The following is a 22,809-nucleotide window of genomic DNA, read 5'->3' as shown; positions in this document are numbered from 1 at the left end:
GGTTGGCGTGGACGCAGCGGGTGAGAAACAGGGCAAGGCGCAACGCGGCATCCGGTCGCTGGAAACGGCAGGCGCGATCCTGCGCGTGATGGCCGAGGCCACCGGCCCGTTGAAACTGCGCGATCTGGCCGAGTCGGTCGATGTCGCCCCCGCCCAGCTGCACCCCTATCTTGTCAGCCTGCGCGCCATGCGCATGGTCGAGCAGACGGACACCGGCCTTTACGGGCTGGGGCCGTTCGCGTTGGAGGTCGGCCTCAGCCGGTTGCGCGCGCAGGACGCCTATCACGAAGCCTTTCTGCGGGTCAGCGCGCTGGCCGAGGATTTGCGCATGATGGTCGCGTTGTCGGTCTGGGGGCTGCACGGCGTGACCATCGTGCATGTCCGCGAAAGCATTGCCCGCATCCATGCCAACGTGCGGGCGGGCGGCGGGTTCGGGCTGACCAACACCGCAACCGGACGGCTGTTCGCCGCCTATCTGCCCGAGGCCGTGACCGCCCCGCAGGTAGAGCGCGAATTGCAAGAGCGCGCCAGTTCCGAGCTGCGCTTCGCCTTTGACCGCGAAGGCTTTCGCAAGTCGCTGGACAGTATCCGCGCACAGGGATTCGAGATCACCATCGACCTGCCGATCCCCGGCATCAGCGCCGTTACCGCGCCAATTTTCGATTATACCGGCGAGATGAAGCTGTCGGTCACGGTGATCGGCCCGACCGAAGCCATCGACCTGCGCCAGTCCGGCCCGGTGGTGCAGGCGACGCTTAACTTTACGCAAAGTCTCTCGGCGGATCTGGGCTATCGCCCGGCCTGACAGGATGGTTTGATCCTTCCCAATAGGGAGGCTGCGATGATTCTGGACGATCTGAAGACCCGTATCGGTCAGGAACTGGGTGTCTCGCGCTGGCATCTGCTCGATCAGTCGCGCATCGACCGCTTTGCCGATGTGACCGAGGATTGGCAGGACATCCACGTCGATCCCGCCGCCGCTGCGCAGTCCGAGTTTGGCGGCACCATTGCGCACGGGTTCCTGTCGCTGTCGATGATCTCGGTGATGCTGTATGACGTCTGGGCCGATCTGGCGATTGCGGATATGGGCACCGGGGTGAATTACGGCTGTGACCGGCTGCGGTTTCTGGCCCCGGTGCGCAGCGGCACCCGGATACGGGGCCGGTTTGTGCTGGCGGATATGGTCGAAAAGCGGCCCGGCCAGTTCCTTTTGCACACTGACATCACAATCGAGGCCGAGGGCCGCGAGCGCCCGGTGCTGGCGGCGCGCTGGCTGAGCCTGATCTACCGCAAGGGTTAAAATCCGGTCTGCAACTTGGCGCGCGAAATGAGTTGACATAACAACACGTATCGGCAACAACAGACGTGTTGACATAACAACTAAACGCGCGTTCCATCACCGTCCGAGGAGGAGCTCTGGTCCCGACCAGACACGGCGATGAGACAAGACCACCGCGCGCACGGCCCCGGAGGAGGATGACCAAGATGACCCAGACCACTGCCCCCAAGTCGCTGAGCGATCTGCTGTTGCAGGTGCCCAGCGTGACCGATCACCTGTTCCGCAACGCCCCCAAGAACGCGCTGACCATCTACACCCAGATGATGCCCGGCGATGGCGTGCGCCCCGAATTCACCACCTGGCGCGACGAGCAATGGGCCTGGCGCAACACCATCGCGGTGCATGACCAGAGCTATCACATGCAGTCGCTGCACGTGCGCGGTCCCGATGCGCTGGCCTTCACGCAATACCTGTCGGTCAACACCTTCAAGAACTTCGGCATCGGGGCGGCCAAGCAGCTCGTCTGCTGCTCGCCCGAAGGCTATCTGATAGGCGACGCGATCCTCTACCGCATGGCTGAGGATGACTACATGGTCGTCGGCAACCCGGCGACGACCGAATGGGTCGAATACAACGCGCAGGCGCTCGATTTCGACGTCACCACCGAGCTGGACGCGATGTGGACGCTCAACCCGGCCAAAAAGCGAGAATTCTACCGCCTACAGGTCGAAGGCCCGCGCGCCTGGGAGCTGCTGGAAGAGCTGAACGGCGGCCCGCTGCCCGAGATCAAGTTCTTCAAATCGGCTGAAATCAACCTTGGCCAGTTCAAGGCGCGCGGCATGCGGCATTCGATGGGGGGCATGCCGGGGCTGGAAATCTATGGCCCCTGGGCGGATTACAAGGACGTCAAACGCCTGCTGCAATCGGCGGGCAAGAAATACGGCCTGCGCATGGTCGGCTCGATCGCCTATTTCACCACCGTGATCGAGAGCGGCTGGTGGGCGGTGCCGGTCTCGGCGGTGTATACCGGCGAGGGGATGAAGGGCTATCGCGACTGGTGCTCGGCCAAGAACGCGGCGATGCGGATGTCGCTGGGCGGCAGCTTCTACAGCCCTGATATTCAGGACTATTACCTGACGCCCTATGACGTGAACTATGGCCATATCATCAAGTTCGACCACGACTATATCGGCCGTGCCGCGCTGGAAGCGATGAAGGATCAGCCGCACCGCAAGAAAGTAACGCTGGTGTGGAACGCCGACGATGTGCTGGCGGTCATGCAGTCGCAGTTCGAAGATGCCGAAGGCGACAAGCCGCTGCCGATCACCCTGCCTTTGGCCGCCGCCGGGCGGATGCACTACGACCGCGTGACCGACACCGAGGGCAAAACCATCGGTCTGGCCACCTATCCGGGCTATACCGCGAATGAGCGGGCGATGATGTCGCTGGCCTCGCTCGACGCCGGGTTCACCGAGCCGGGCACCGAAGTGGTTCTGCTCTGGGGCGAAGATGGCGGCGGCGACCGCAGCGCTGGCAACATCGAGAAGCACAAGCAGGTCAAGATCCGCGCGACGGTGGCACCCAGCCCGATCAGTCAGGCGGCGCAAAGCTACCGCACCGACATCGGCATCAAACGCGGCTCGACGCTGGACGTGTAAGAACAGTGCCCCGCCCGGGGGGAGCCGGGCGGGGCCATCTGCGGGGAGGAGAGATCATGACGCATCCCACAAATCGGGCCGAAGAAACCCGGCGCGCCTGGCATGGCGTGCTGGAGAAATATCTTGAGGACCGATCGACACCGTTGAACGCGCAGTACTGGTCACCGATGGACACCTGGTCGCGCGACCAGATCCGCGCGGTTCAGGATGAGAAAATCGCCTCGGTCGCGCCGTTTCTCTATGAAAACAGCGATTTCTACCGTCGCCGGTTTGACGGGCTGGGGCTGGCCCCGACCGCGCTGAAATCGGTCGATGACCTGATCGCCAAATGGCCGGTGATCACCAAGCAAGAGATGATGGAAGACGCCATCGCCCATCCGCCCTTTGGCACCTATACCGCCTGCGGGCCGGACGAATGGGCCGACCGGGGCTGGATGCATTTCTCGTCCTCAGGCTCGACCGGGGTGCCGCGCGTGTTCCGCTACACCCATTTCGACCGCAAGTTCTGGGAGCAGGCCAACGCCCGCGCGCTCTATTCCGGCGGGCTGCGCAAGGGCGACACGGCGTTCCCGATGGTCGGCTTTGGCCCGCATGTGTTTGCCTGGGGCGTGCAATACACGCTGGCCGCGATGAACCTGCCGGTGATCCCCGGCGGCGGCATGGATGCGAAAGCGCGCGCGACGATCATCGAGCGGTTCAAGCCGACGACGCTGGTCTGCACGCCGTCCTATGCGTTTTACCTCGGCGGGGTGATGCGCGAGATGGGCCTCGATCCGGCTGCCAGCTCGGTCAAATGGCTGGTCACTGGCGGCGAGCCGTTCTCGGGCGTCGCCGGGACGGTTGAGAAACTGCAGGACCTGTGGGGCGCGATGTCGGTCGAGTTCTACGGCTGCACCGAGGTCAGCCCGCATTGCGGCGGCTATTCCTGCCCGGAATACCAGACGGGGGATGAGAACTTCATTCACCTGATGGAGGATATTCAGGTCTGGGAAACCGTCGATCCTGACACGCTTGCCCCGGTGCCGATGGGCGACAAGGGCATCACGGTTTGCACCAACCTCAACAGCGAATCCTCGCCGCAGCTGCGGTTTTTGGTGGGGGATTATACCCGCCTGTCTGATGCCCCCTGCGCCTGCGGGCGCAATCATATCAAGGGCATGGGCTGCCTGACCGGGCGCTCGGACGATCTGATCAACCTGCGCGGCATCAAGTTTTTCCCGGTGCAGATCGAAGAGGCCGTGCGCGCGATCAAGGGCACCGGCGACGAGTTCCAGATCCGCCTGACCACGATGGATGACGGGCTGGACGTGATGACCGTGCTGGTGGAACACACCGACAGCGCCGTCGCCGATGTGGTGGCCAAAGAGATCCGCTCGCGCTGCGAAATCCGCTGCGCGGTCGAGGTGCGCACCCCCAACTCGCTGCCGAAATCGGAAATGAAGGCCAAGCGCGTCTTTGACGAAAGGAACAAGGGCTGATGCTGTCGAGCACCCTCAAACGCCGCGTGGAATGGGGCGATTGCGACCCTGCTGGGATCGTCTTCAACCCGCAGTTCTTTCGCTGGTTCGACCACGGCACGACTATGCTCTATGAGGCCGCAGGCTGGCCCAAGCAGGAAATGCTGGCGCGCTTCAACGCCGCCGGTTGCCCGCTGGTCGATACCCGCGCGATCTTCAAGGCACCCTGCCGCTATGGCGATGATGTCGAGATCACCACCGAGATCGCCGAGATCAAGGACCGCAGTTTTGACATCCGCCACACGCTGACCAAGGACGGCAAGCTGTGTGTCGAGGGGTTCGAGACCCGCGTCTGGACGATCAAGGACGTTGAGCGCGGCTTGAAATCGGCGCCGATCCCGGCTGAACTGGTGGCGCGGTTCAGGGGGGAGTGATGCAGGGACGCTGCCTGTGCGGGGATATCGCCTATGAGGCGGACGGCCAACCGGCAACGGTGACCGTCTGTCACTGCCGGTTTTGCCAGCGGGCGACGGGCGGGGCCTATCTGGTGGACGCGCTGTTCAGGCGCGACCACTTCCGCCTCCTACAGGGCACACCCCGCGTCTATGACCAGCTGTCCGAGGGCAGCGGCAACCTCGTGCATATCCAGTTCTGCGAGCGCTGCGGCACCAAGCTGTGGCTGGAATTCCAACGCTTTCCCAGCCTTGTCGGTATCTTTGCGGGCACGCTGGACGATCCCAACGCCTTTGACCGCAGCCCGGCGCGGACGCATTACATCTTTGCCGATCAGGCGGCGGACTGGACGGTGATGCCCCCCGGCGCGCGGGTCTATCCCGGCGATACGGCGCATCCCGATGGCACCCGCGCGGTGCCGCTGTGTCTGGACGCGGTACGGATCGTTGGCGCTTAGTCCATCTGCGCCAGATTGCCGTGCATCTGGCGCATGACCTTCAGGAAGATTTCCAGATCCTGCGGCTCAACCCCGCTGATCAGCGTATTCTCGCGGTCCAGCGCGACGGCCAGCACGGCATCGTGCAGCGCATAGCCCTTGTCATTCAGCGCCCATGTCCGGCGGCGGATGTCCTGTTCCGAGATCTCGTGATCCAGAATGCCCTGTTCCGACAATTTGCTCAGCGAGCGGCTGGTCGCGGCCTTGTCCAACTCGACAACCTGACAAATCCGCGCAGCGGCGATCCACGGTTCGATCGCCAGCATCGAAATCACCCGCCAGTCAACAATGCCGATCCCGAAACGCTCAAGGTAGAGCTGTGACGCGCCGCGTGACAGCTTGTTGTTCACCGCCGACAGGAAATAGGGCGTGTACTGGTTAATGTCGACGACCGCGCGGCCATTGCGTTCGGTCGTCGGGCTGGAAATCCGCGCCTCGGGGCAGGTTTGGGCCGGGGTCTTGTCGGTCACGGTGCGTCCCTGTCTGGTGCTCAAGGGCCCGTGCCCGGTGTTCAAACCCCGGTCGGCAGCCCGATGCCTACATGGCGTTCGACGATTGTGGGGTCAAGCCGCAACGCAGCGGCGGGACCGCTATGCACCACTGACCCTGCGTCCAGGATCACCACATGCTCGGCAAAGCGCAAGGCCAGGTCGGTGTGCTGCTCGACCAGCAGGATGGTGTGGCGGCCGTCATCGGCCAGATGCTCGAACGTCTCCATCAGCTGATCGCAGATCACCGGGGCCAGCCCTTCGAGCGGTTCGTCCAGCATCAACAGCGACGGGCGGCCCATCAGCGTGCGCGCGATGGCGAGCATCTGCTGCTCGCCGCCCGACAGTTGCCCCCCGCCATTGCGGCGGCGCTCCTTGAGGCGGGGGAAGAGCGTATAGGCTTCCTCCAGCGTTGCATCGCCGCGCATGCCCGCGATCAGGTTTTCTTCCACACTCAGGGACGGGAAAATGTCGCGCGTCTGCGGCACCAGCCCCAGCCCAAGGTGTGAGCGCCGGTGCGGGGGCAGGGCGCGCAGGTCTTGGCCCTGAAAGCGCAGCGAGCCCGCGTGCTGCTTTGTCAGCCCCATGATCGTGGCCAGCAGCGTCGTCTTGCCCACCCCGTTGCGCCCGATGATGGCGACGCGCTGGCCCTTGGGCACGCTGAGCGAGATGCCCTGCAACACCGTCGTGTCGCCATAGCCCGCGATCAGGCCGTCGAGTTCGAGAACCGGCTCAGTCATGATGCGCTCCCAGATACAGGTCGCGGACCTGTTGGTTGGCGGCGATTTCGGGCGGCGTGCCTTGGGTCAGGATCGCGCCATTGACCAGCACGATGATCGAGCGGGCGACCTGAAACACCAGTTTCATGTCATGCTCGATGATCAGCACGGCCAGATCTGCAGGCAGCGCCTCGATCGCGCCGGTGATCAGGTGGCTGTCGGAGGACGGCACACCGGCAGCGGGTTCATCGAGGATCAAAACGCGGGGTTTCAGCGCCAATGTCATCGCCATTTCGACCAGCCGCTGCTGGCCATAGGCCAGGTCCTGCACCGGCCTGTCGGCAAGGCCCAGCAGGTTGAAGGCGCTGAGTTGCGCCTCGATCTCGGCCTCAACCCCTTTGTCGCGGTCCGCCCGATGCCAGAACCGCAGCGCGCGGCGCTCGCGCTCTAAGATCGGCAGGCGGATGTTTTCGCGCACGCTCAGGTGCTTGAACAGCGTGGTGATCTGGAACGTCTTGGCGATCCCGGCGCGCACCCGCGCGGCTTCACCCATGCCGCCAATGTCGCGCCCGTCCAGCAGGATCTGGCCCGAGGTGGGTTTGAGGATGCCGGTGATCAGGTTGGAGAACGTGGTTTTCCCCGCGCCGTTCGGCCCGATCAGCGCCGTGCGGTCGCCCGGTTGCAGGCTCAGCGTGATGTCGCGCGCAACGACCAGCCCGCCGAAGCTTTTGTTCAGCCCCTTGGTTTGCAGCCCCTTCATTTGCCACCCCCGATCAGGCGCTTCAAAGCCGTGGGCACGCCCAGCAACCCTTGCGGGACAAAGAACACCACCCCCAGCACCAGCGCGCCGATAATGAACAGCCAGTTGAACGGATCGACCGAGGCCGCCAGATGGTGCACCACCATGAAGATCACCGTGCCGATGATCGCACCGTAAAGCTTCCCGGCACCGCCAAGGATCAGCATGATCACCGCCTCGGCGCTGTGGGAAAAGTTGAAGACCTCAAGGCTGACCAGCTGCGTGATCTGCGCGGCCAAAGCGCCCGCGATCCCGGCGATTGCTCCGCCCAGCGTGTAGAGGATCAGGCGGCGCTGGTAGACCGGCGCGCCGATGGCGCGCATCCGCGCCGGGCTTTCATGGATGCCGCGCGCCATCAGGCCCAGCGGCGAGGCTTTGAGCACCTTGAGTGCGAAGAGCACCACGAATAGGACGCAACAGACATAGATATACCCGGTCTGCCCGATGAAATCGAAGCGCCACAGCCCAAGGATCGGGTCCATGCGGATACCGCGCATCCCGTCCGCGCCGCCGGTCCAGTCTCGGGCGCGGTTGGCGATCTCTTGCAGCACCAGCGCGACGGCGATGGAGAGCATGATCAGTGTCAGCCCCTCGGCGCGCATCAGCAAAAGGCCCGAGAGGAAGGCAATCGCCGCCCCGGCCAGCATACCCACCGCCAGCCCCAGCAGGGGGTCGCCCGAGATATGGATAGCGAACAGCCCGGCGGCATAAGCGCCCGAGCCATAAAGCGCGGCCTGTCCCAGCGTGACGATTCCGCCAAGGCCAAGGATCAGGTCAATCGACAGCACGAGGATCGCCATGATGACGATACGGGTCAGAAAGGCGAGGTCATAGGGGAAGGCATAGAAGGCCACGACAGCCGCGATGATCAGCAGCGCATCGGCCAGCAGGCCCTTGGTGAGCGGGGTCAGTTTCATGCGTGGCCCCGTCCCATCAGCCCATGCGGGCGCAGTGTCAGCAGCAGCATCATCGCGGCGTAAAAGGCGATGGTGCCGAAATCGGGCACCAGATAGCGCGCGGCGGTGTCCAGAATGCCCAGACCCAGCGCCGCCACGAACGAGCCGGTGATCGAGCCCATGCCGCCCACGGCGACCACGGTCAGGAACAGCACCATGTAGCGAAGGGGGTAATAGGCGTCGATCGGCAGCAACTCGGCCCCCAGCACGCCACCCAAAGCGGCCAACCCCGCGCCCAGCATGAAGGTCAGCGCGTAGATGGCGGCGGTGTTGATGCCCAGAACCGAGGCCGTCGCGCGGTGATCCACGGCGGCGCGCAGGCGGATGCCGAAGCGGGTACGCTCGATCAGCAGGAAGAGCAGGGCGATGACGATCAGCCCGGCGATGATCACGACGATGCGGTGATAGGGCAGGGTGCGGAACCCCAGATCCAGCGCACCGCGCAGCAGCGGCGGGGTCGGGATCGGCAGGATGGTCGACCCCAGCCATAGATTGACCGAGGCGATCATCAGAAAGGCGATGCCGATGGTGGCCAGCACCTGCTGCAGCTCTCCCATCCGGTAGATGCGCTGATAGAGCAGGCGTTCCAGCGGCAGGGCGATCAGCATGGTGCCCGCCACAGCCAGCGCCATGGCCGACCAATAGTCCAGACCCGCCGCGATCAGCCAATGCGCCAGCGCGCCGCCCAGCATGGCAAAGCCGCCATGGGCCAGATTGATCACCCGCATCAGACCCATCGTCACCGACAGCCCGACCGAGATCATGAACAGGATCATGCCGTAAGCAATCCCGTCCACAAGAATGGAAAGAAACGTGTTCATGCAATGCTTCCGCCGGTGAAGGGCCGCCCTTGCGCGGGCGGCCCCGGGGTCAGGGCGTTACTGGCTCAGGCCGAGATCCGGCACGGCCTCGATCGTGGCAATCTCGCGGTTGATCAGGCGACCGTTCTCGTCGTGATCGACTTCGCGGATATAGACGTTCTGGGTGATGTGACGGGTGACGGGGTCAATCGACACCGGCCCGCGCGGGCTTTCCCAGGCATAGCCACGGGCCGCTTCGATCGCCGCGGGGCCATCGCTGCCCGCCACGTCGACCATGTGATAGATCAGCGCGGCGCCGTCATAGGCCCCGACCGAGGCAAGGTTCGCCACGCTGTCAGGATACATCTCGGCCAGCATCGCGGTGAACGCGTGGTTCATCGCCGAGTCATGCGCGGCCGAGTAGTGATAGGCCGTGTGCAGCCCCAGCGCCTGATCGCCAAGCGCGTCGAGCGTGGTCTCGTCGGTCTCGCCGGTGCCAAGGAAAGTGATCCCGGCGCCCTGCAGATCGTTCTCGTTATAGGCGCGGGTGAAGGCATAGGTGGGCGGGCCTGCGGGCAGGAAGCCGAAGACGGCCTGCGGCGACTGATCGCGCACACGCTGCATGAAGGGCGCGAAATCGGTGGTCGAGATCGGCATGCGGATCTGGTCCAGCACGGTGCCGCCACCGGCCTCAAAGGCCGAGCGGAAGGCGTTCTCGGCGTCGATGCCGGGGCCATAATCGGTCACCGCCGTAACCGCCGTGGTGATCCCCTGCTCAAGCGCCCAGTCGGCCATTGGTACCGTCACCTGCCACAGCGTGAAGCCGGTGCGCACGAAATAGTCGGACTGCTGGGTGATGATCGACGTCGCGGCGTTGAAGATCACGCCGGGCGTTTCCGACTGTGTGAGCAGCTCGGCCACGGCCAGAGCGTTGGGTGTAAAGACCAGCCCGCCGATGTAATCGACCTGCTCGCGGATCAGCAATTCCTGCGCCATGGCGCGGCTCTGATCGGGGTTCGGCCCGCCCGAGTCCCGGTACAGGAACTCGATCGTGTGATCGCCGACCTCGGTGCCGTTCTGGGCCTGAAAGACCTCGATGGCTTGCTGGAACTGTTGACCCCAGATCGCGAAGGGGCCGGAAAGCGGGGCGATAACACCGACCCGGATGGTATCTGCCGGTGCGCTGCCTGCCATCAGGGCAAGCAGGATCGGCGCGGCCAGAAGCCGCTTTGATGGTGTGTTCATGAAGTCCTCCCAATGTCTGCGGTCGCTGACCGTTGACGATTTCAGCATGGCGGATCGAGTTGTTTTGTCAACACATATCTTGCCGCTCTGGTTCAGTAGGAAGCGCGCCGGTTGTCTTGCTTGAAAGGGGCCTGCGCGATGGTTGCGCGGATGGCGATCTGGGGTCTGCCGGGCGCGCCCCACAGCACGCTGACCGCGCTGCCGATCTCGGCCTCGCCGACATCGATGGTGGCCAGCGACAGCATTTCGCGGAATGAATACGAATACCCGCGCGAGGTGGTCGCGCCGATGTCCCGCCCTTCGCGCATCACCCGGTCGCAATACATGAACCCGCGCTGATCCCGGGGCATTTCCATCCAGTCGTAGGGCAGGCCGTCCTTTTGGAACAAAGAGGTATAGACCGTCGATACATCCTCGGGATTCCACACCAGCGTGCGGATCACCCGGCGCGGGTTGGCCTTTTCTGCGGCCAGCGCGTCCCGCCCGATAAAGTCGTGACCCAGATGGATGCGGTTGGCCCAGCCCAGCTCGACCGGGCTGCGATACCAGTCGGAAATCCGGTCGCCTTCAAAGCTGCCCGCGACATTGAAGGTCGAGGCGAAGGCGGGCAGGGCTGCGCGGAATTCATCGAGATAGGCCTGCATAGACGGCTCGAAGATTGCGGGCAGATAGTCGGTGACGATGGTGGGAAAACACGCCTCAAGATGGTTGATGAACGCGGTGCGCCCGCCCAGCCGCCGGATACCGAAGTCACGCCCGGCGTCGAGAATCGCCTCATACACCTCGGCGCTGCGGTTGATGTCGCCTTGCAGCTCGAACCCCAGCTCGCCCGCCATGCCCTGCCGCAGCGCCAGCACCTTGCACCCGGCGATGGTGATATGGCCGTTGTGCATGAACTTCACGTCGCGCAGCGACTGGCCGCTGGCCTTTTCCACGACATGGATCGCGTCCGGCCCCTGAACCTGAAAATTGAACCAGTCGTCGGCCTGCGATTGCACGTTGTACGAGCCATGCCGCAGCTTGTGGTCCACCCAGAAAGTGCCGCGCCCGAACAGCATCACCTCATCGTCGCTGAGCCGGGTCAACACACCCTCGGCGATGATCTTGCCGAACTCCTCGGTGTGGATCACGTGCTTGGACTGGTCGATGGCGAAAGTGTCGAAATTGTTGACCGAGACGTCCGAGAACAACTTCAACACATCCGGCCCCCGGAACCGGCGCTCCCACAGGAACGACCAGTCGCCGATGTAACAGCCCTCTTTCCACGACAGACTCTCGTCCTGCCAGTCGGTGTATTCGGGCTGTCCCCAGCGCGTGGTGAAATAGCCTTCGGGCGTGCGCCGAAGGGCCTGCAGGTCAGTCATGACCGCCTCCTTGTTGTCAGACTAGGTTTGGTGCGGCCTTAGCCGTCGGTGCCCGCAGCCACCCAGGGGATCGCGTGATCGCGGGCTTGCAGCAATTCCAGATAGCGCGCGGCGCAGAAGGAATGCTCATGCGCCAGCGCTTGCGCGCGCGCGCCATGGCCCTGTGCAATCGCCTCGACAATGGCGCGGTGCTGCTCTTGCGCCATGATCAGCACCTTTTTGACCGAGGCATGATCCAGCGCCAGCGACTGCACAAAGGCATTGGGCGCGGCGAAGGGCAGCGCCTTGATCCGGTCGAGCGAGCGCGCGACCATCTCGCTGCCCGAAGCCTCGATCAGCAGGCGATGAAATTCGTCGTTCAGGCGGACGTAATCGCTTTGGTCCACATCCGCCGACAGGTTGCCGACCACGTCATCCAGTTCGGCCACACAGGCGCGCATCCGCATCAGCAGCGCCTTGGGCACCGTGCCCTCGGCGGCATAGCGGGCGGCGAGGCCTTCCAGCGTGCCGCGGATCTCGATGGCCTGAAAAATATCCTGCGCGCTATAGGCCTTGACGGCAAAGCCCGAGGTTTCGCGGCGCTCCAGCAGTCCCTCTTCCGCCAGTTGCGCCAAAGCGGCGCGGGCCGGGGTGCGCGAGACGCCGAAACGCTCGACGATCATCGGCTCGGCCACCCGCGCGCCGGGGGCCAGCAAGCCGTCGATGATCAGCCCGCGCAGGCCAAGCACGGCCCGAAGTGTCTGCGACTGGGTGTTGTCCTGGTCCTGCATAGCGGCCTCCTTGTGCTGCACGCTAGGGCGGCACAGGGAGGTCTGTCAACGATTCGTATACGTTTTTGGATTTATTTGCGTCTTATTGCGCTCATTCCGTGATGATCACAAAAAAGCGTATACGTTTCTGACTCAGATCGCCGCGATCGCCTCGGCCAGCATGTCGCGGACCTTGCCGGCGACCGCGTGCAACTCGGGGTTCTCGATCGCCGACATCGAGGCCACCGGGTCAATCGCCGAAACCTCGACCCCGCCCTCGACCTCGCGCAGGATCACATTGCATGGCAGCATCGCGCCGACCTTGGGCTCAAGTCCGATGGCAGCCCAGGCCATGCCGGGGCTGCAAGCCCCCAGGATGCGGTAGCCCGACATGTCCTTGTCCATCTTGGTTTTCATGGTCTGCTTGACGTCGATTTCGGTCAGCACGCCAAACCCTTTGGTTTGCAAGGCCGAGCGGGTGCGGGCGTCGATATCGGAAATGGCGGCGCCGGGGAACAGACGGTCGATGGTATAGGGCATGATGAGCCTCCTCTTCACAGTAGAAGATGGGGGGCGAGGGGGCGCAGCACAAGCCTTGCGCCGAAATGCAAAACGCCGCGCAGGGGTGCTGCGCGGCGGAGACAGTCGAAGGCGACCGACTTATTCGTCGACGATGGTGTAATCGCTCGTCTCGCACAGGTTGATCGAGTCGGTCACTTCCGTCTCGTCCGCGAAAACCGCGCGCAGATCGTAGTCGCAGCCACGGTCGCCCTGTATGGTGACCTCGGCCGACTGACCGGCACCAAGGATGTCGGCACCCAGAATGTCGTCTTCCCAATCGTCAGCCGAGGTCGGCGACGCGTAGAATTCCATCACGTCGGTCGCGGTGGCATTGTTGAGGGTGAAGACGATGTCTTCGGCAAACACCGGAGCGGCAAACGCCGCAAGAATGGCAGCCGCAGTAGCAATACGCATTGAGCGCAGGGACATGGGATAACCTTTTGGAACGAGGGGATAACTCGATTGGCATAGAGCCTGCCGGGCGTTGCCGGAAGAGGGATTCGGCGGCGTCGCAGAAATATCTTCTGGCGCGATAACGCTTTGTTCATTGCGGGCTGAAACGGTGGAGCGATGTCATGCTATCACCGCCCCTTCGCCACCGGCGCCCGTATCTTTTTCACCGTCTCCTTGGCGCAACAGGGGGGCGACCTGCTGCTGCGAGAGGTGGATCGCCTGCGCGCAGCCGTCTTGCAGACACGCAACCAACGGCCCTTTGGCATTGACGCGTTTGTCGTGCTGCCCGACCACCTGCACGCGCTGTGGACGCTGCCGCCGGGGGACGGCGATTACAGCCTGCGCTGGGCAGCGATCAAGACGCGCTTCTCGCGCGGGCTGGCGGTTGGCGCGCAGCGCGCAAGCCATGCGGCGCGGCGGGAAAAGGCGATCTGGCAGCGGCGGTTCTGGGAGCATCACATCAGGGATGAAGCGGATTACGAGCGGCATATGCGCTACTGCTGGGACGATCCGGTCGCGCATGGGCTGGTGGCGCGGGCGGTCGACTGGCCGCTGTCCCTCAGTGCACCGCGACCTGCGGTGCGGCATGGTGCCGCCTGATTGGCTGGTTGCCGGTGAAGGCGGGGTAGGGTGCGCTTCAGCGCACCGTCTGCGCCTGCCGTTCCACGATACGGTGCGCTGAAGCGCACCCTACCCGGATCCCCAAAAGCAAAACGGCCCCGCTGGGATCACACCCGCGGGGCCGTCAAGCCGTCAGCCCAGCTCAGCGCGAGAAGCGCTTGTATTTGGCGCGCTTGGGTTCCAGCGCGTCGGGGCCAAGGCGGCGGATCTTGTCTTGCTCGTAGTCTTCGAAGTTGCCCTCGAACCACTCGACATGCGCGTCGCCCTCGAAGGCGAGGATGTGCGTACACAGACGGTCAAGGAAGAAACGGTCGTGCGAGATGATGATTGCGCAGCCGGCGAATTCGTCGATGGCCGATTCCAGCGCCTGCAGCGTCTCGACGTCCAGATCGTTGGTCGGCTCATCGAGCAGCAGCACGTTGCCGCCCGAGCGCAAGAGCTTGGCCATGTGCACGCGGTTGCGCTCACCGCCTGACAGCAATCCGACCTTCTTCTGCTGGTCGGTGCCCTTGAAGTTGAACGCCCCGGTATAGACCCGGCTGTTCATCTGCATGTCGCCCAGCTGGATGATCTCGGACCCGCCGGACACTTCTTCCCAGACAGTCTTGGCCGGATCGAGCGCATCGCGCGACTGGTCGACATAGGACAGCTGCACCGTGTTGCCCAGTTCGATCGTGCCTTCATCGGGCGCTTCGCCGCCGGTGATCATGCGGAACAGCGTCGATTTCCCGGCGCCGTTCGGGCCGATCACCCCGACGATGGCCCCCGGCGGCACGGTGAAGCTGAGATCTTCGATCAACAGCTTGTCGCCCATGTGCTTTTTCAGGCCGACGACCTCGATCACCTTGTTGCCCAGACGCTCGCCGTTGGGGATGATGATCTGCGCGTTGGTGGCGCGTTCCAGCACGGTCTGACCGGCCATATCGTTGTAGCGCGCGATACGGGCCTTGCCCTTGGCCTGACGGGCCTTGGCACCCGAGCGGATCCACTCGAGTTCCTTCTCCAGCGCTTTTTGCTTGGATTTGTCCTCGCGGGCTTCCTGCTGCATGCGCTTGGCCTTCTGGGCCAGCCACGCGGAATAGTTACCCTCGTAGGGAATGCCGCGCCCGCGATCCAGCTCAAGGATCCACGAGGTGATGTCATCGAGGAAATAGCGGTCGTGGGTGACGATCAGGATCGTGCCTTTGTAGGCGATCAGGTGTTTTTGCAGCCAGGCGATGGATTCCGCGTCAAGGTGGTTGGTCGGCTCATCGAGCAGCAGCATGTCGGGCGCTTCCAGCAGCAGCTTGCACAGCGCCACGCGGCGACGTTCCCCGCCCGAGAGCGACTCGACATCCGCGTCATCCGGCGGGCAGCGCAGCGCGTCCATGGCGACGCCAACGGTGGCTTCCAGCTCCCACAGGTTCTGCGCGTCGATCTCGTCCTGCAGCGTTGCCATCTCGTCGGCGGTCTCGTCCGAGTAGTTCATCGCCAGTTCGTTGTAGCGGTCCAGAATGGCCTGCTGCTTGGCGACGCCCAGCATGACGTTGCCCTTCACGTCCAGCGCCGGGTCCAGATACGGCTCCTGCGCCAGATAGCCGACCTTGGCGCCCTTGGCGGCCCAGGCTTCGCCTTTGAAGTCCTTGTCCATGCCGGCCATGATCTTCAGCAGGGTGGATTTACCCGAGCCGTTGACGCCGACGACACCGATTTTCACACCGGGCAGGAAGTTCAGGTTGATGTCCTCGAAGCACTTCTTGCCGCCGGGATAGGTCTTGGACACACCATCCATGTGATAGACATACTGATACGAGGCCATGACGGTCACTCCAAAAATAACGGGGATTTGCACCGTTCCCTATAGGGACGCGGCCAAACCTGCAAGCGCCGCCTCTTCCCCTTTGCCCCCGCAGCGCCCATACTGCTGCCGTTAAGATCAATTTTGGCCGTGATGTGAAACCAGACGACGTTCCGATCCCACAGCCCTTGACCCCGGAGCCTTTCATGCCCCTCGATTTCATTGGCGGCGGTAGCATTGTGCTGCTCTTGCTCGCGCTCTTCATTATCATTTCGATTTTTCTGGGCGTCCGTATCGTTCCCCAGTCGCAGAAATACGTCGTTGAACGCTTTGGCCGCCTGCGCGCCGTGCTTGGCCCCGGCATCAACCTGATCGTGCCCTTCGTGGACACCGTGGCGCACAAGGTGTCGATCCTTGAGCGTCAGCTGCCCAACCAGCGCCAGGACGCGATCACCACGGACAACGTGCTGGTGCAGGTCGAAACCTCGGTATTCTACCGCATCATGGAGCCGGAAAAGACCGTCTACCGTATCCGCGACGTGGACGCCGCGATCCTGACCACGGTGGCGGGTATCGTCCGTTCCGAGATCGGCACGATGGAGCTGGACGAGGTGCAGTCGAACCGCGCCCGCCTGACGCAGAAGATTGGTGCGGCGATTGCCGATGTGGTTGACGACTGGGGCATCGTCGTCACCCGCGCCGAACTTCTGGACGTGAACCTTGACGAAGCCACCCGCGCCGCAATGCTGCAACAGCTCAACGCCGAACGCGCCCGCCGCGCCGCGGTGACCGAGGCCGAGGGCAAGCGTCGCGCGGTCGAGCTGGCCGCCGATGGTCAGCTCTACGCCGCCGAGCAGGAAGCCAAGGCCAAGCGCGTCACCGCCGATGCCGAGGCTTACGCAACCGGCGTGATCGCCGAGGCGATCGCCAAGAACGGGCTTGAAGCCGCGCAGTATCAGATCGCGCTGGCGCAGGTTGAGGCGATGAAGAAGGTCGCCGAGGGTCAGGGCAAGCAAACCGTGATCCTGCCCGCCGCGCTGATGGATTCCTTTGGCGATGCCTTCAAGATGCTGAAAGGGAAGTTCTGATGCTGGAATCGCTCTGGTGGGTCTGGATCGCTGCCGGTCTGGCGCTGGCGATTCTTGAGGTGCTGGTGCCCGGCTTCCTGTTTGCCGGCTTCGCGGTCGGTGCCGTCGCAACCGGTGCGCTGATCGCGCTGGGCCTGCCCGGCATGGGCTGGCTGTCGGTGTCGCTGATCAACGCACTGCTGGTGTTTGCGGTGATCTCGGTCATCGCCTGGCTGGCGATGCGCGCGCTTCTGGGCGTGCGCAGCGGGCAGCTGAAGAAGATCGACCACGACATCAACGAAGACTGAAACGGGGGCCGAAAGGCCCCTTTTTGCTGACAGGCGCATCGCGGGTTTGACATGCAGCTCGACGCTTTCTTGCTGGCCTTCATTGCCTATCTGTTCGCCGTTGCCAGTCCGGGCCCCAGCACGCTGGCCATCATCAGCACGGCAATGACGCAAGGGCGCATCCCGGCCGTGGTTCTGGCGCTGGGGGTGATGACCGGCAGCATGGTCTGGGCAGGGCTGGCCGCAACAGGGCTATCGGCGCTCCTCACCACCTATGCGCAGGCGCTTGTCGCGATCAAGATCGCCGGCGGGGTTTACCTGCTGTTTCTTGCCTATAAATCGGCGCGCTCGGCACTGTCAGCCAGCGCACCGTCGCAGCTGCCGTCCGCGCGGATGACTGCGGGCGCGTTGTACCGACGGGGCGTGTTGTTGCACCTGTCCAACCCGAAATCCGTTCTGGGATGGGTCGCGATCCTGTCGCTGGGCCTTGGGCCTGCTGCCCCTGCACACAGCGCGCAGATCCTCATCGCGGGCTGTGCGGTTCTGGGTGTCGCGGTCCATGTCGGGTATGCGCTGCTCTTTTCCATGCCGCAGGTGACCCGGGCGTACCGCGCCGCGCGGCGCTGGATCGACGGCGCGCTGGCGCTGCTGTTCGGCCTTGCGGGCCTGCGGCTGCTCGGGGCGCGGGCTTAACGCGCCGACGGGAACAGCGTCTTCCGCACCACGTTGAGATCAAAGCAGAACGTCCAGTTCCGTTGATACATCAAGTCGATGCGTGCTTTGCGCGGCACGCAGTTGCCAGCATATATCGCGTCGGTTTCCTGCGGCGTTTTCGCCCGTGCCAGCAGGTGCTGCTCGTGCTTCGAGTAATAGATCGAGGCCAGCCCGGTCAGCCCCGGACGGCTTTTCAGCACCTCGTTATACACCTCGGGAAACCGCTCGACGTATTCGCGCAGGGGCGGGCGCGGGCCGACCACCGACACATCCCCGACCCACAGGTTCCACAGCTGCGGCAGCTCGTCAAAGCGGCGGCGGCGCAGCCATGCGCCAACCGGGGTGATGCGCCGCGCCTTGTCCCCGCCCGAGACGCCCCGGTCACCCGCATCCACCGTCATCGTGCGGAACTTCCACAGCCGGAAGCCGCGCGTCGGCGTGGTCATCCGCTCACCGCCGTAGAAGATCGGGCGACCGTCCTTGATCAGGATCATCAGCGCAATCACGATCACCATGGGCACGACAAAGGGCGTGATCATGGCAGCGGTCCAGAGGTCGAAGGCGCGTTTGGAGGGGTTCATGCGTCGTCCTTGCAGGCGCGCCACTCGGCGATCATTGCGGGCGCTGTGCTGTCGGTATGTTGCAGCCGGACAAGGGATTCAAGCCGTCCGGTGGCCAGCGTAAGGCGCGCGATCGCTTGGGGCGGTGCAGGCTGACGCGCGACCGGCAGACCCGCCGCCGCCGCCAGATCGGCCATATCCACCGGCTCGGGCGTGCCGATGTTCAGCACCGGCGGCAGGGAAGGGGCCAGCGCCAGCGCCATCAGCACCCGGCCCAGTGTTTGCGGGCCGATGTAGCTGCGCACAGAGCCGCTGCCATCGGCGAACTGGTCCAGTAGCAGCGGGCGACGCGGGTTGGTGAGCAGCGCATCGGCTCCGGCGACATTGCCGATGCGCAGATGCGTCACGTCCGGCCCGGTGCAGGCCTGTTCCATCGCCAGCTTGGCGCGGCCATAGTCGTTGGCGGGGTAGCAGGCGTCGTCCTCATCCCACGGCTCGGCCCGCCCGGATCCATAGACTGCCGACGACGACGCCAGCAGCACCCGCCCGATCCCCGCGTCGCGCGCGGCGCGCAGCGTCGCGATGCCGAGGGCGACATTGTCGTCCAGCCGCGCGTCCGGTCTCGGCGTCACCCCCGCCAGCATGACCAGAGCGCGCGGTCGCCCGTTGGCCGCGCACCAGTCGAGCAGTGGATCAGGGCCGTCCAGCGGCGACCACGCCAGATCATGTCGCGCGCCGCGTCCGGACCAGGCCACCGACGCCAAACCCGCTGCCTGCAACAGCCTTCCGACCCGCCCGTTCGCGCCCGTGATCAACAAGGTTTTGCTTTGCTCACTCATCCCGCCTGATTGCCACGGGCGGAGCGGTAAAACCAGCCGCGACGCCGCGCATAATTCATTGACTGAACGGTCGGTCTATGTAAGTTTTCTGTCGTCGGCCATGCCGTCAAGGGAGGATTCCATGAGCGATTCGGACACCATTCTGGTGAGCCTTTCCGACGGCGTGCTTGAAGTCACGCTCAACCGGCCCGAGCGGCTGAATTCCTTTACCGAAAGCATGCATCTTGCCCTGCGCGCCGCGCTGAACCGTGCGCCGTCCGAGGCGCGCTGCGTGCTGCTGACGGGCGCGGGTCGGGGCTTTTGCGCCGGGCAGGATCTGGGCGACCGCGACCCGCGCACGATGGACGGCCCGCCCGATCTGGGCGACACCGTGCGCCGCCTCTGGGCGCCTCTGGTGCGCCAGATCAAGGCGCTGGAGATGCCGGTGATCTGCGCGGTGAACGGCGTGGCGGCGGGCGCAGGCTCGTCTCTGGCGCTGAACTGCGACCTGACCCTTGCCGCGCAGAGCGCCAAGTTTATCCAGTCATTCTCAAAGGTTGGCCTGATCCCCGACACCGGCGGCAGCTGGCACCTGACCCAGCTGCTGGGCGCGCAGCGCGCCATGGGTCTGGCGCTGACCGCGCAACCCTTGCCCGCGCAACAGGCCGCCGACTGGGGCCTGATCTGGCAATGCCTGCCCGATGACGCGCTGATGACCGAGGCGCGCGCGCTGGCCAAACGCTTCGCCTCCGGCCCGACCTTCGGCTTTGCGCAGACCAAACGCGCCCTGCAGGCCGCCGCCACCAACACGCTGGACGCGCATCTTGAGCTGGAGGCCGAGCTGATGAAAGCCTGCGGCGAAAGCGCCGATTACGCCGAGGGCGTCGGCGCCTTCCTCGACAAACGCCCGGCGGAGTTCACCGGCAAATGACCCTGACCCCGCAAGAGCTTGCACAGGCCTGCGCCGATTCCATGTGGGCGCAGGACGAGGCCACCAACGGGCTGGGCATGGTGCTGCAAAGCGTCGCCCCCGGTCAGGCGGTGATCACCATGAGGGTGATGCGCGACATGACCAACGGGCTGAAGACCTGCCACGGCGGGTTCATGTTCACGCTGGCCGACAGCGCCTTTGCCTTCGCCTGCAACACCTACAACCAGCGCACCGTCGCGCAGATGGCGCAGATCACCTTTCTCGCCCCGGCGTTCGAGGGCGATGTGCTGACTGCCTCAGCCCGCGAGATCTGGAAACAGGGCCGCAGCGGCATCTACGACATTCAGGTCACGAACCAGTCCGGCCAGCCGGTCGCCGAGTTCCGGGGCCATTCGCGTACCGTCAAGGGCACCCATCTGCCCGAATTCTCTGAGGAGTGAGCCATGGAAGACCTCTCGCCCCGCCCCGGTGATCTGGAGCCGATCGAAACCGCCTCGCGCGATGAGATCAGCGGCCTGCAGCTTGAGCGGCTGAAATGGACGCTCACCCATGCCTATGAAAACTCGCCGTTCTACCGCAAGCGCTTTGACGAAAAGGGCGTGCACCCGGATGATCTGAAGACCCTTTCCGATCTGGCGAAGTTCCCGTTCACGGTGAAAACCGACCTGCGCGATACCTATCCGTTCGGCATGTTCGCCGTCCCGCGGGAGAAAATCGCCCGCATCCATGCCTCGTCCGGCACCACCGGCAAACCCACCGTTGTGGGCTACACTGCCAAGGATATCGACACCTGGGCCGGACTGACTGCCCGCTCGATCCGCGCCTCGGGCGGCCGGGCTGGGGACATTTTGCACGTTGCCTATGGCTATGGGCTCTTCACCGGGGGCTTGGGCGCGCATTACGGGGCCGAGAAACTCGGTTGCACCGTGGTGCCGATCTCGGGCGGGATGACCGAGCGGCAGGTGACGCTGATCCAGGACTTCAAGCCGCGCGTGATCATGGTCACACCCAGCTACATGCTGTCGATCCTCGATGAATTCCGCCGCCAGGGGATCGACCCGCGCGAAAGCTCGCTCGCCGTCGGCATCTTCGGCGCCGAACCCTGGACCAACGCCATGCGCCGCGAGATTGAAGAGGCCTTCGATATGCACGCCGTCGATATCTACGGCCTCTCCGAGGTCATGGGGCCGGGTGTGGCCAATGAATGCGTCGAAACCAAGGATGGGCTGCACATCTGGGAGGACCATTTCTACCCCGAGATCATCAACCCCGAAACCGGCGAGCCGGTGGCGGATGGCGAGATGGGCGAGCTGGTGTTTACCACGCTCACCAAAGAGGGCCTGCCGATCATCCGCTACCGCACCCGCGACCTGACGCGCCTGCTGCCGGGCACCGCGCGCTCGATGCGGCGGATGGAAAAGATCACCGGGCGCTCGGATGACATGATCATCCTGCGCGGGGTCAATGTATTCCCGACGCAGATCGAGGAACAGATCCTGAAATGCTCGGGCCTCGCCCCGCATTTCCAGATCGAACTGGTCCGCGCCGACCGGATGGACGCGATGGTCGTGCATTGCGAGGCAACCGAGAGCAGCGCCGGGGCAGAGGCGCGCGCCGCTTCTGCCAAGGAACTGGCGCATCACATCAAATCGGTGGTGGGGGTGTCGACCAAAATCACCGTGCACAACCCCGGCGGCGCCCCGCGCTCGGATGGCAAGGCCAAGCGCGTGGTCGATAACCGGCCCAAAGCCTGAGCCCATCATCTTGTCGGAAATACTCTGGGGGGTGAATGGCCGGAACGGCCAGAGGGGGGCTAGCCCCCCTCCCTCCGCCAGCAAGGAGCCGGACCATGGCCCGTACCCGCGCCCTCGACTTTGAGGACAAGCAACGCGCGATCCTGACCAGCGCCGCGGCGGTGCTGGCCGAGCAGGGCATGGACAAGGCCTCGATGGCGCAGATCGCGGGGCAGGCGGGGGTCTCGAAGGCGCTGCTGTACCACTATTACCCGGGCAAGGACGCGCTGATTTTCGGTATCATCCGCACGCATCTGTCCGAGCTGGACGACGCAGTGAGCGCAGCCGATGACGCAGCCTTGCCGCCCCGCGCGCGGCTCAGGGCGCTGGTTGGCGCGGTGCTGGAAACCTACAGGGACGCCGATAATTTCCACAAGGTTCAGCTGAACGGCACGCCGACCCTCCCGCCGGATCAGAAGGAGCAGATCCACGCCATCGAGCGCCGTATCGTGCGGCGGTTCTCTGAGGTCTTGCGTGCGGTGCGGCCAGAGCTGGAAGCGCCGTTGTTGATGCCGGTGACCATGTCGCTGTTTGGCATGATGAACTGGGTCTACATGTGGTTCCGCGACGGCGGGGCGGTCACGCGCGAGGATTACGCGGATGTCGCGACGGCGCTGGTGCTTGACGGGATCGCAGGGGTGGGCCGGTAGGGGCGGCGCTCGGGGGCATCGAGCCCCCTCGCGCCGCGCCGGGGCCAGCCCCGGCCCCCGCCGGGGGACGCACGCGTCCCCCGGACCCCCCTGTGAGTATTTGAAACAAGGTGA

The 22,809-nt window shown here is 64.4% G+C and carries 27 protein-coding genes; 14 read left to right on the top strand and 13 right to left on the bottom strand.

Annotated elements, in window-relative coordinates; translation table 11 throughout:
• Positions 1–7: 7 nt before the first annotated feature.
• The 6 genes from EAE28_RS04575 to EAE28_RS04550 all read left to right on the top strand — a co-directional run bounded on the left by EAE28_RS04575 (position 8) and on the right by EAE28_RS04550 (position 5,304).
• Entirely contained in the window at positions 8–805 is a 798-nt protein-coding gene (locus tag EAE28_RS04575) for an IclR family transcriptional regulator (RefSeq protein WP_127104619.1), read from the top strand.
• A 36-nt stretch (positions 806–841) separates the two neighbouring features.
• Positions 842–1,300 carry a MaoC family dehydratase gene (locus tag EAE28_RS04570; RefSeq protein ID WP_127104618.1) on the top strand — a complete coding sequence of 153 codons (459 nt, stop codon included), beginning with the start codon at positions 842–844 and terminating at the stop codon, positions 1,298–1,300.
• A gap of 185 nt (positions 1,301–1,485) precedes the next feature.
• Entirely contained in the window at positions 1,486–2,937 is a 1,452-nt protein-coding gene (locus EAE28_RS04565; RefSeq protein WP_127104617.1) for an aminomethyl transferase family protein, read from the top strand.
• A gap of 56 nt (positions 2,938–2,993) precedes the next feature.
• Entirely contained in the window at positions 2,994–4,415 is a 1,422-nt protein-coding gene (locus EAE28_RS04560) for a phenylacetate--CoA ligase family protein (RefSeq protein WP_127104616.1), read from the top strand.
• Entirely contained in the window at positions 4,415–4,828 is a 414-nt protein-coding gene (locus EAE28_RS04555) for an acyl-CoA thioesterase (protein WP_127104615.1), read from the top strand. The genes EAE28_RS04560 and EAE28_RS04555 overlap by 1 nt, the downstream gene beginning before the upstream one ends.
• Complete coding sequence (locus tag EAE28_RS04550) at positions 4,828–5,304, top strand: GFA family protein (RefSeq protein WP_127104614.1); 477 nt, start codon at positions 4,828–4,830, stop codon at positions 5,302–5,304. Before EAE28_RS04555 ends, EAE28_RS04550 begins: the two co-directional genes overlap by 1 nt.
• On the opposite strand, the gene EAE28_RS04545 is transcribed toward EAE28_RS04550, so the two are convergent.
• The 10 genes from EAE28_RS04545 to EAE28_RS04500 form a co-directional block, all read right to left on the bottom strand.
• On the bottom strand, positions 5,301–5,813 hold the full coding sequence (locus EAE28_RS04545) for a MarR family winged helix-turn-helix transcriptional regulator (RefSeq protein ID WP_127104613.1): 513 nt from the start codon (positions 5,811–5,813) through the stop codon (positions 5,301–5,303). The two genes, EAE28_RS04550 and EAE28_RS04545, sit on opposite strands and share 4 nt — an antisense overlap.
• A gap of 41 nt (positions 5,814–5,854) precedes the next feature.
• Positions 5,855–6,571, bottom strand: a complete 717-nt coding sequence (locus EAE28_RS04540) for an ABC transporter ATP-binding protein (protein WP_127104612.1) — start codon at positions 6,569–6,571, stop codon at positions 5,855–5,857.
• The gene (locus EAE28_RS04535) at positions 6,564–7,310 is read right to left on the bottom strand and encodes an ABC transporter ATP-binding protein (RefSeq protein WP_127104611.1); all 747 of its coding nucleotides are present in this window, start codon (positions 7,308–7,310) and stop codon (positions 6,564–6,566) included. The genes EAE28_RS04540 and EAE28_RS04535 overlap by 8 nt, the downstream gene beginning before the upstream one ends.
• Positions 7,307–8,266, bottom strand: coding sequence for a branched-chain amino acid ABC transporter permease (locus EAE28_RS04530; RefSeq protein ID WP_127104610.1), 960 nt, complete (start codon positions 8,264–8,266; stop codon positions 7,307–7,309). The genes EAE28_RS04535 and EAE28_RS04530 overlap by 4 nt, the downstream gene beginning before the upstream one ends.
• Positions 8,263–9,126: a branched-chain amino acid ABC transporter permease gene (locus tag EAE28_RS04525; RefSeq protein ID WP_127104609.1), complete on the bottom strand. Its 864-nt coding sequence runs from the start codon at positions 9,124–9,126 to the stop codon at positions 8,263–8,265. The genes EAE28_RS04530 and EAE28_RS04525 overlap by 4 nt, the downstream gene beginning before the upstream one ends.
• A 57-nt stretch (positions 9,127–9,183) precedes the next feature.
• Positions 9,184–10,350 (bottom strand): ABC transporter substrate-binding protein, encoded by a 1,167-nt coding sequence (locus EAE28_RS04520; protein ID WP_127104608.1) that lies wholly within the window; start codon positions 10,348–10,350, stop codon positions 9,184–9,186.
• 92 nt (positions 10,351–10,442) lie between these two features.
• A complete protein-coding gene (locus EAE28_RS04515) occupies positions 10,443–11,714 on the bottom strand; it encodes an aminomethyltransferase family protein (protein WP_127104607.1) in 1,272 nt (423 codons plus the stop codon).
• A 38-nt stretch (positions 11,715–11,752) separates the two neighbouring features.
• Entirely contained in the window at positions 11,753–12,484 is a 732-nt protein-coding gene (locus EAE28_RS04510; RefSeq protein WP_127104606.1) for a GntR family transcriptional regulator, read from the bottom strand.
• A gap of 132 nt (positions 12,485–12,616) precedes the next feature.
• Positions 12,617–13,003, bottom strand: coding sequence for a DUF302 domain-containing protein (locus tag EAE28_RS04505; RefSeq protein WP_127104605.1), 387 nt, complete (start codon positions 13,001–13,003; stop codon positions 12,617–12,619).
• Positions 13,004–13,123: 120 nt separating this feature from the next.
• Positions 13,124–13,453 carry a hypothetical protein gene (locus EAE28_RS04500; protein ID WP_127104604.1) on the bottom strand — a complete coding sequence of 110 codons (330 nt, stop codon included), beginning with the start codon at positions 13,451–13,453 and terminating at the stop codon, positions 13,124–13,126.
• A gap of 141 nt (positions 13,454–13,594) precedes the next feature.
• On the opposite strand from EAE28_RS04500, the gene EAE28_RS04495 reads away from it, so the two are divergent.
• Positions 13,595–14,077 (top strand): REP-associated tyrosine transposase, encoded by a 483-nt coding sequence (locus EAE28_RS04495; protein ID WP_220443880.1) that lies wholly within the window; start codon positions 13,595–13,597, stop codon positions 14,075–14,077.
• A 163-nt stretch (positions 14,078–14,240) separates the two neighbouring features.
• Here EAE28_RS04495 and ettA read toward each other — a convergent pair whose 3' ends face one another.
• Positions 14,241–15,896 carry an energy-dependent translational throttle protein EttA gene (gene ettA / locus EAE28_RS04490; protein ID WP_127104603.1) on the bottom strand — a complete coding sequence of 552 codons (1,656 nt, stop codon included), beginning with the start codon at positions 15,894–15,896 and terminating at the stop codon, positions 14,241–14,243.
• 185 nt (positions 15,897–16,081) lie between these two features.
• On the opposite strand from ettA, the gene EAE28_RS04485 reads away from it, so the two are divergent.
• Genes EAE28_RS04485 through EAE28_RS04475 form a run of 3 tightly spaced genes read left to right on the top strand, consistent with a single transcriptional unit; the run spans position 16,082 to position 17,922 of the window.
• Positions 16,082–16,963: an SPFH domain-containing protein gene (locus EAE28_RS04485; RefSeq protein WP_127104602.1), complete on the top strand. Its 882-nt coding sequence runs from the start codon at positions 16,082–16,084 to the stop codon at positions 16,961–16,963.
• The gene (locus EAE28_RS04480; RefSeq protein WP_127104601.1) at positions 16,963–17,250 is read left to right on the top strand and encodes an NfeD family protein; all 288 of its coding nucleotides are present in this window, start codon (positions 16,963–16,965) and stop codon (positions 17,248–17,250) included. The genes EAE28_RS04485 and EAE28_RS04480 overlap by 1 nt, the downstream gene beginning before the upstream one ends.
• A 51-nt stretch (positions 17,251–17,301) precedes the next feature.
• Positions 17,302–17,922: a LysE family translocator gene (locus EAE28_RS04475; protein ID WP_127104600.1), complete on the top strand. Its 621-nt coding sequence runs from the start codon at positions 17,302–17,304 to the stop codon at positions 17,920–17,922.
• On the opposite strand, the gene EAE28_RS04470 is transcribed toward EAE28_RS04475, so the two are convergent.
• Positions 17,919–18,524: a sugar transferase gene (locus tag EAE28_RS04470; protein ID WP_127104599.1), complete on the bottom strand. Its 606-nt coding sequence runs from the start codon at positions 18,522–18,524 to the stop codon at positions 17,919–17,921. The genes EAE28_RS04475 and EAE28_RS04470 overlap by 4 nt on opposite strands.
• The gene (locus EAE28_RS04465; RefSeq protein ID WP_127104598.1) at positions 18,521–19,342 is read right to left on the bottom strand and encodes an NAD-dependent epimerase/dehydratase family protein; all 822 of its coding nucleotides are present in this window, start codon (positions 19,340–19,342) and stop codon (positions 18,521–18,523) included. Before EAE28_RS04465 ends, EAE28_RS04470 begins: the two co-directional genes overlap by 4 nt.
• Positions 19,343–19,463: 121 nt before the next feature.
• Here EAE28_RS04465 and paaG point away from each other — a divergent pair, with 121 nt between their 5' ends.
• The 4 genes from paaG to EAE28_RS04445 all read left to right on the top strand — a co-directional run bounded on the left by paaG (position 19,464) and on the right by EAE28_RS04445 (position 22,695).
• The gene (gene paaG, locus EAE28_RS04460) at positions 19,464–20,252 is read left to right on the top strand and encodes a 2-(1,2-epoxy-1,2-dihydrophenyl)acetyl-CoA isomerase PaaG (RefSeq protein WP_127104597.1); all 789 of its coding nucleotides are present in this window, start codon (positions 19,464–19,466) and stop codon (positions 20,250–20,252) included.
• Positions 20,249–20,692, top strand: coding sequence for a hydroxyphenylacetyl-CoA thioesterase PaaI (gene paaI, locus EAE28_RS04455; protein ID WP_127104596.1), 444 nt, complete (start codon positions 20,249–20,251; stop codon positions 20,690–20,692). Before paaG ends, paaI begins: the two co-directional genes overlap by 4 nt.
• Positions 20,693–20,695: 3 nt before the next feature.
• The gene (gene paaK / locus EAE28_RS04450) at positions 20,696–22,006 is read left to right on the top strand and encodes a phenylacetate--CoA ligase PaaK (protein ID WP_127104595.1); all 1,311 of its coding nucleotides are present in this window, start codon (positions 20,696–20,698) and stop codon (positions 22,004–22,006) included.
• Positions 22,007–22,101: 95 nt separating this feature from the next.
• Positions 22,102–22,695: a TetR-type transcription factor C-terminal domain-containing protein gene (locus tag EAE28_RS04445; RefSeq protein ID WP_127104594.1), complete on the top strand. Its 594-nt coding sequence runs from the start codon at positions 22,102–22,104 to the stop codon at positions 22,693–22,695.
• Positions 22,696–22,809: the final 114 nt, after the last annotated feature.

This window comes from Pararhodobacter zhoushanensis (assembly GCF_003990445.1).
Taxonomy (GTDB): Bacteria; Pseudomonadota; Alphaproteobacteria; order Rhodobacterales; family Rhodobacteraceae; genus Pararhodobacter; species Pararhodobacter zhoushanensis.
This window is presented reverse-complemented; position numbering and strand designations above follow the sequence as displayed.

Excerpts from the sequence above, each read along its gene's own strand:
- EAE28_RS04570 (WP_127104618.1), top strand. The coding sequence starts at position 842 with ATGATTCTGGACGATCTGAAGACCCGTATCGGTCAGGAACTGGGTGTC.
- EAE28_RS04565 (WP_127104617.1), top strand. The coding sequence starts at position 1,486 with ATGACCCAGACCACTGCCCCCAAGTCGCTGAGCGATCTGCTGTTGCAG.
- EAE28_RS04560 (WP_127104616.1), top strand. The coding sequence starts at position 2,994 with ATGACGCATCCCACAAATCGGGCCGAAGAAACCCGGCGCGCCTGGCAT.
- EAE28_RS04555 (WP_127104615.1), top strand. The coding sequence starts at position 4,415 with ATGCTGTCGAGCACCCTCAAACGCCGCGTGGAATGGGGCGATTGCGAC.
- EAE28_RS04550 (WP_127104614.1), top strand. The coding sequence starts at position 4,828 with ATGCAGGGACGCTGCCTGTGCGGGGATATCGCCTATGAGGCGGACGGC.
- EAE28_RS04540 (WP_127104612.1), bottom strand. The coding sequence starts at position 6,571 with ATGACTGAGCCGGTTCTCGAACTCGACGGCCTGATCGCGGGCTATGGC.
- EAE28_RS04535 (WP_127104611.1), bottom strand. The coding sequence starts at position 7,310 with ATGAAGGGGCTGCAAACCAAGGGGCTGAACAAAAGCTTCGGCGGGCTG.
- EAE28_RS04530 (WP_127104610.1), bottom strand. The coding sequence starts at position 8,266 with ATGAAACTGACCCCGCTCACCAAGGGCCTGCTGGCCGATGCGCTGCTG.
- EAE28_RS04525 (WP_127104609.1), bottom strand. The coding sequence starts at position 9,126 with ATGAACACGTTTCTTTCCATTCTTGTGGACGGGATTGCTTACGGCATG.
- EAE28_RS04520 (WP_127104608.1), bottom strand. The coding sequence starts at position 10,350 with ATGAACACACCATCAAAGCGGCTTCTGGCCGCGCCGATCCTGCTTGCC.
- EAE28_RS04515 (WP_127104607.1), bottom strand. The coding sequence starts at position 11,714 with ATGACTGACCTGCAGGCCCTTCGGCGCACGCCCGAAGGCTATTTCACC.
- EAE28_RS04510 (WP_127104606.1), bottom strand. The coding sequence starts at position 12,484 with ATGCAGGACCAGGACAACACCCAGTCGCAGACACTTCGGGCCGTGCTT.
- EAE28_RS04505 (WP_127104605.1), bottom strand. The coding sequence starts at position 13,003 with ATGCCCTATACCATCGACCGTCTGTTCCCCGGCGCCGCCATTTCCGAT.
- EAE28_RS04500 (WP_127104604.1), bottom strand. The coding sequence starts at position 13,453 with ATGTCCCTGCGCTCAATGCGTATTGCTACTGCGGCTGCCATTCTTGCG.
- EAE28_RS04495 (WP_220443880.1), top strand. The coding sequence starts at position 13,595 with ATGTCATGCTATCACCGCCCCTTCGCCACCGGCGCCCGTATCTTTTTC.
- ettA (WP_127104603.1), bottom strand. The coding sequence starts at position 15,896 with ATGGCCTCGTATCAGTATGTCTATCACATGGATGGTGTGTCCAAGACC.
- EAE28_RS04485 (WP_127104602.1), top strand. The coding sequence starts at position 16,082 with ATGCCCCTCGATTTCATTGGCGGCGGTAGCATTGTGCTGCTCTTGCTC.
- EAE28_RS04480 (WP_127104601.1), top strand. The coding sequence starts at position 16,963 with ATGCTGGAATCGCTCTGGTGGGTCTGGATCGCTGCCGGTCTGGCGCTG.
- EAE28_RS04475 (WP_127104600.1), top strand. The coding sequence starts at position 17,302 with ATGCAGCTCGACGCTTTCTTGCTGGCCTTCATTGCCTATCTGTTCGCC.
- EAE28_RS04470 (WP_127104599.1), bottom strand. The coding sequence starts at position 18,524 with ATGAACCCCTCCAAACGCGCCTTCGACCTCTGGACCGCTGCCATGATC.
- EAE28_RS04465 (WP_127104598.1), bottom strand. The coding sequence starts at position 19,342 with ATGAGTGAGCAAAGCAAAACCTTGTTGATCACGGGCGCGAACGGGCGG.
- paaG (WP_127104597.1), top strand. The coding sequence starts at position 19,464 with ATGAGCGATTCGGACACCATTCTGGTGAGCCTTTCCGACGGCGTGCTT.
- paaI (WP_127104596.1), top strand. The coding sequence starts at position 20,249 with ATGACCCTGACCCCGCAAGAGCTTGCACAGGCCTGCGCCGATTCCATG.
- paaK (WP_127104595.1), top strand. The coding sequence starts at position 20,696 with ATGGAAGACCTCTCGCCCCGCCCCGGTGATCTGGAGCCGATCGAAACC.
- EAE28_RS04445 (WP_127104594.1), top strand. The coding sequence starts at position 22,102 with ATGGCCCGTACCCGCGCCCTCGACTTTGAGGACAAGCAACGCGCGATC.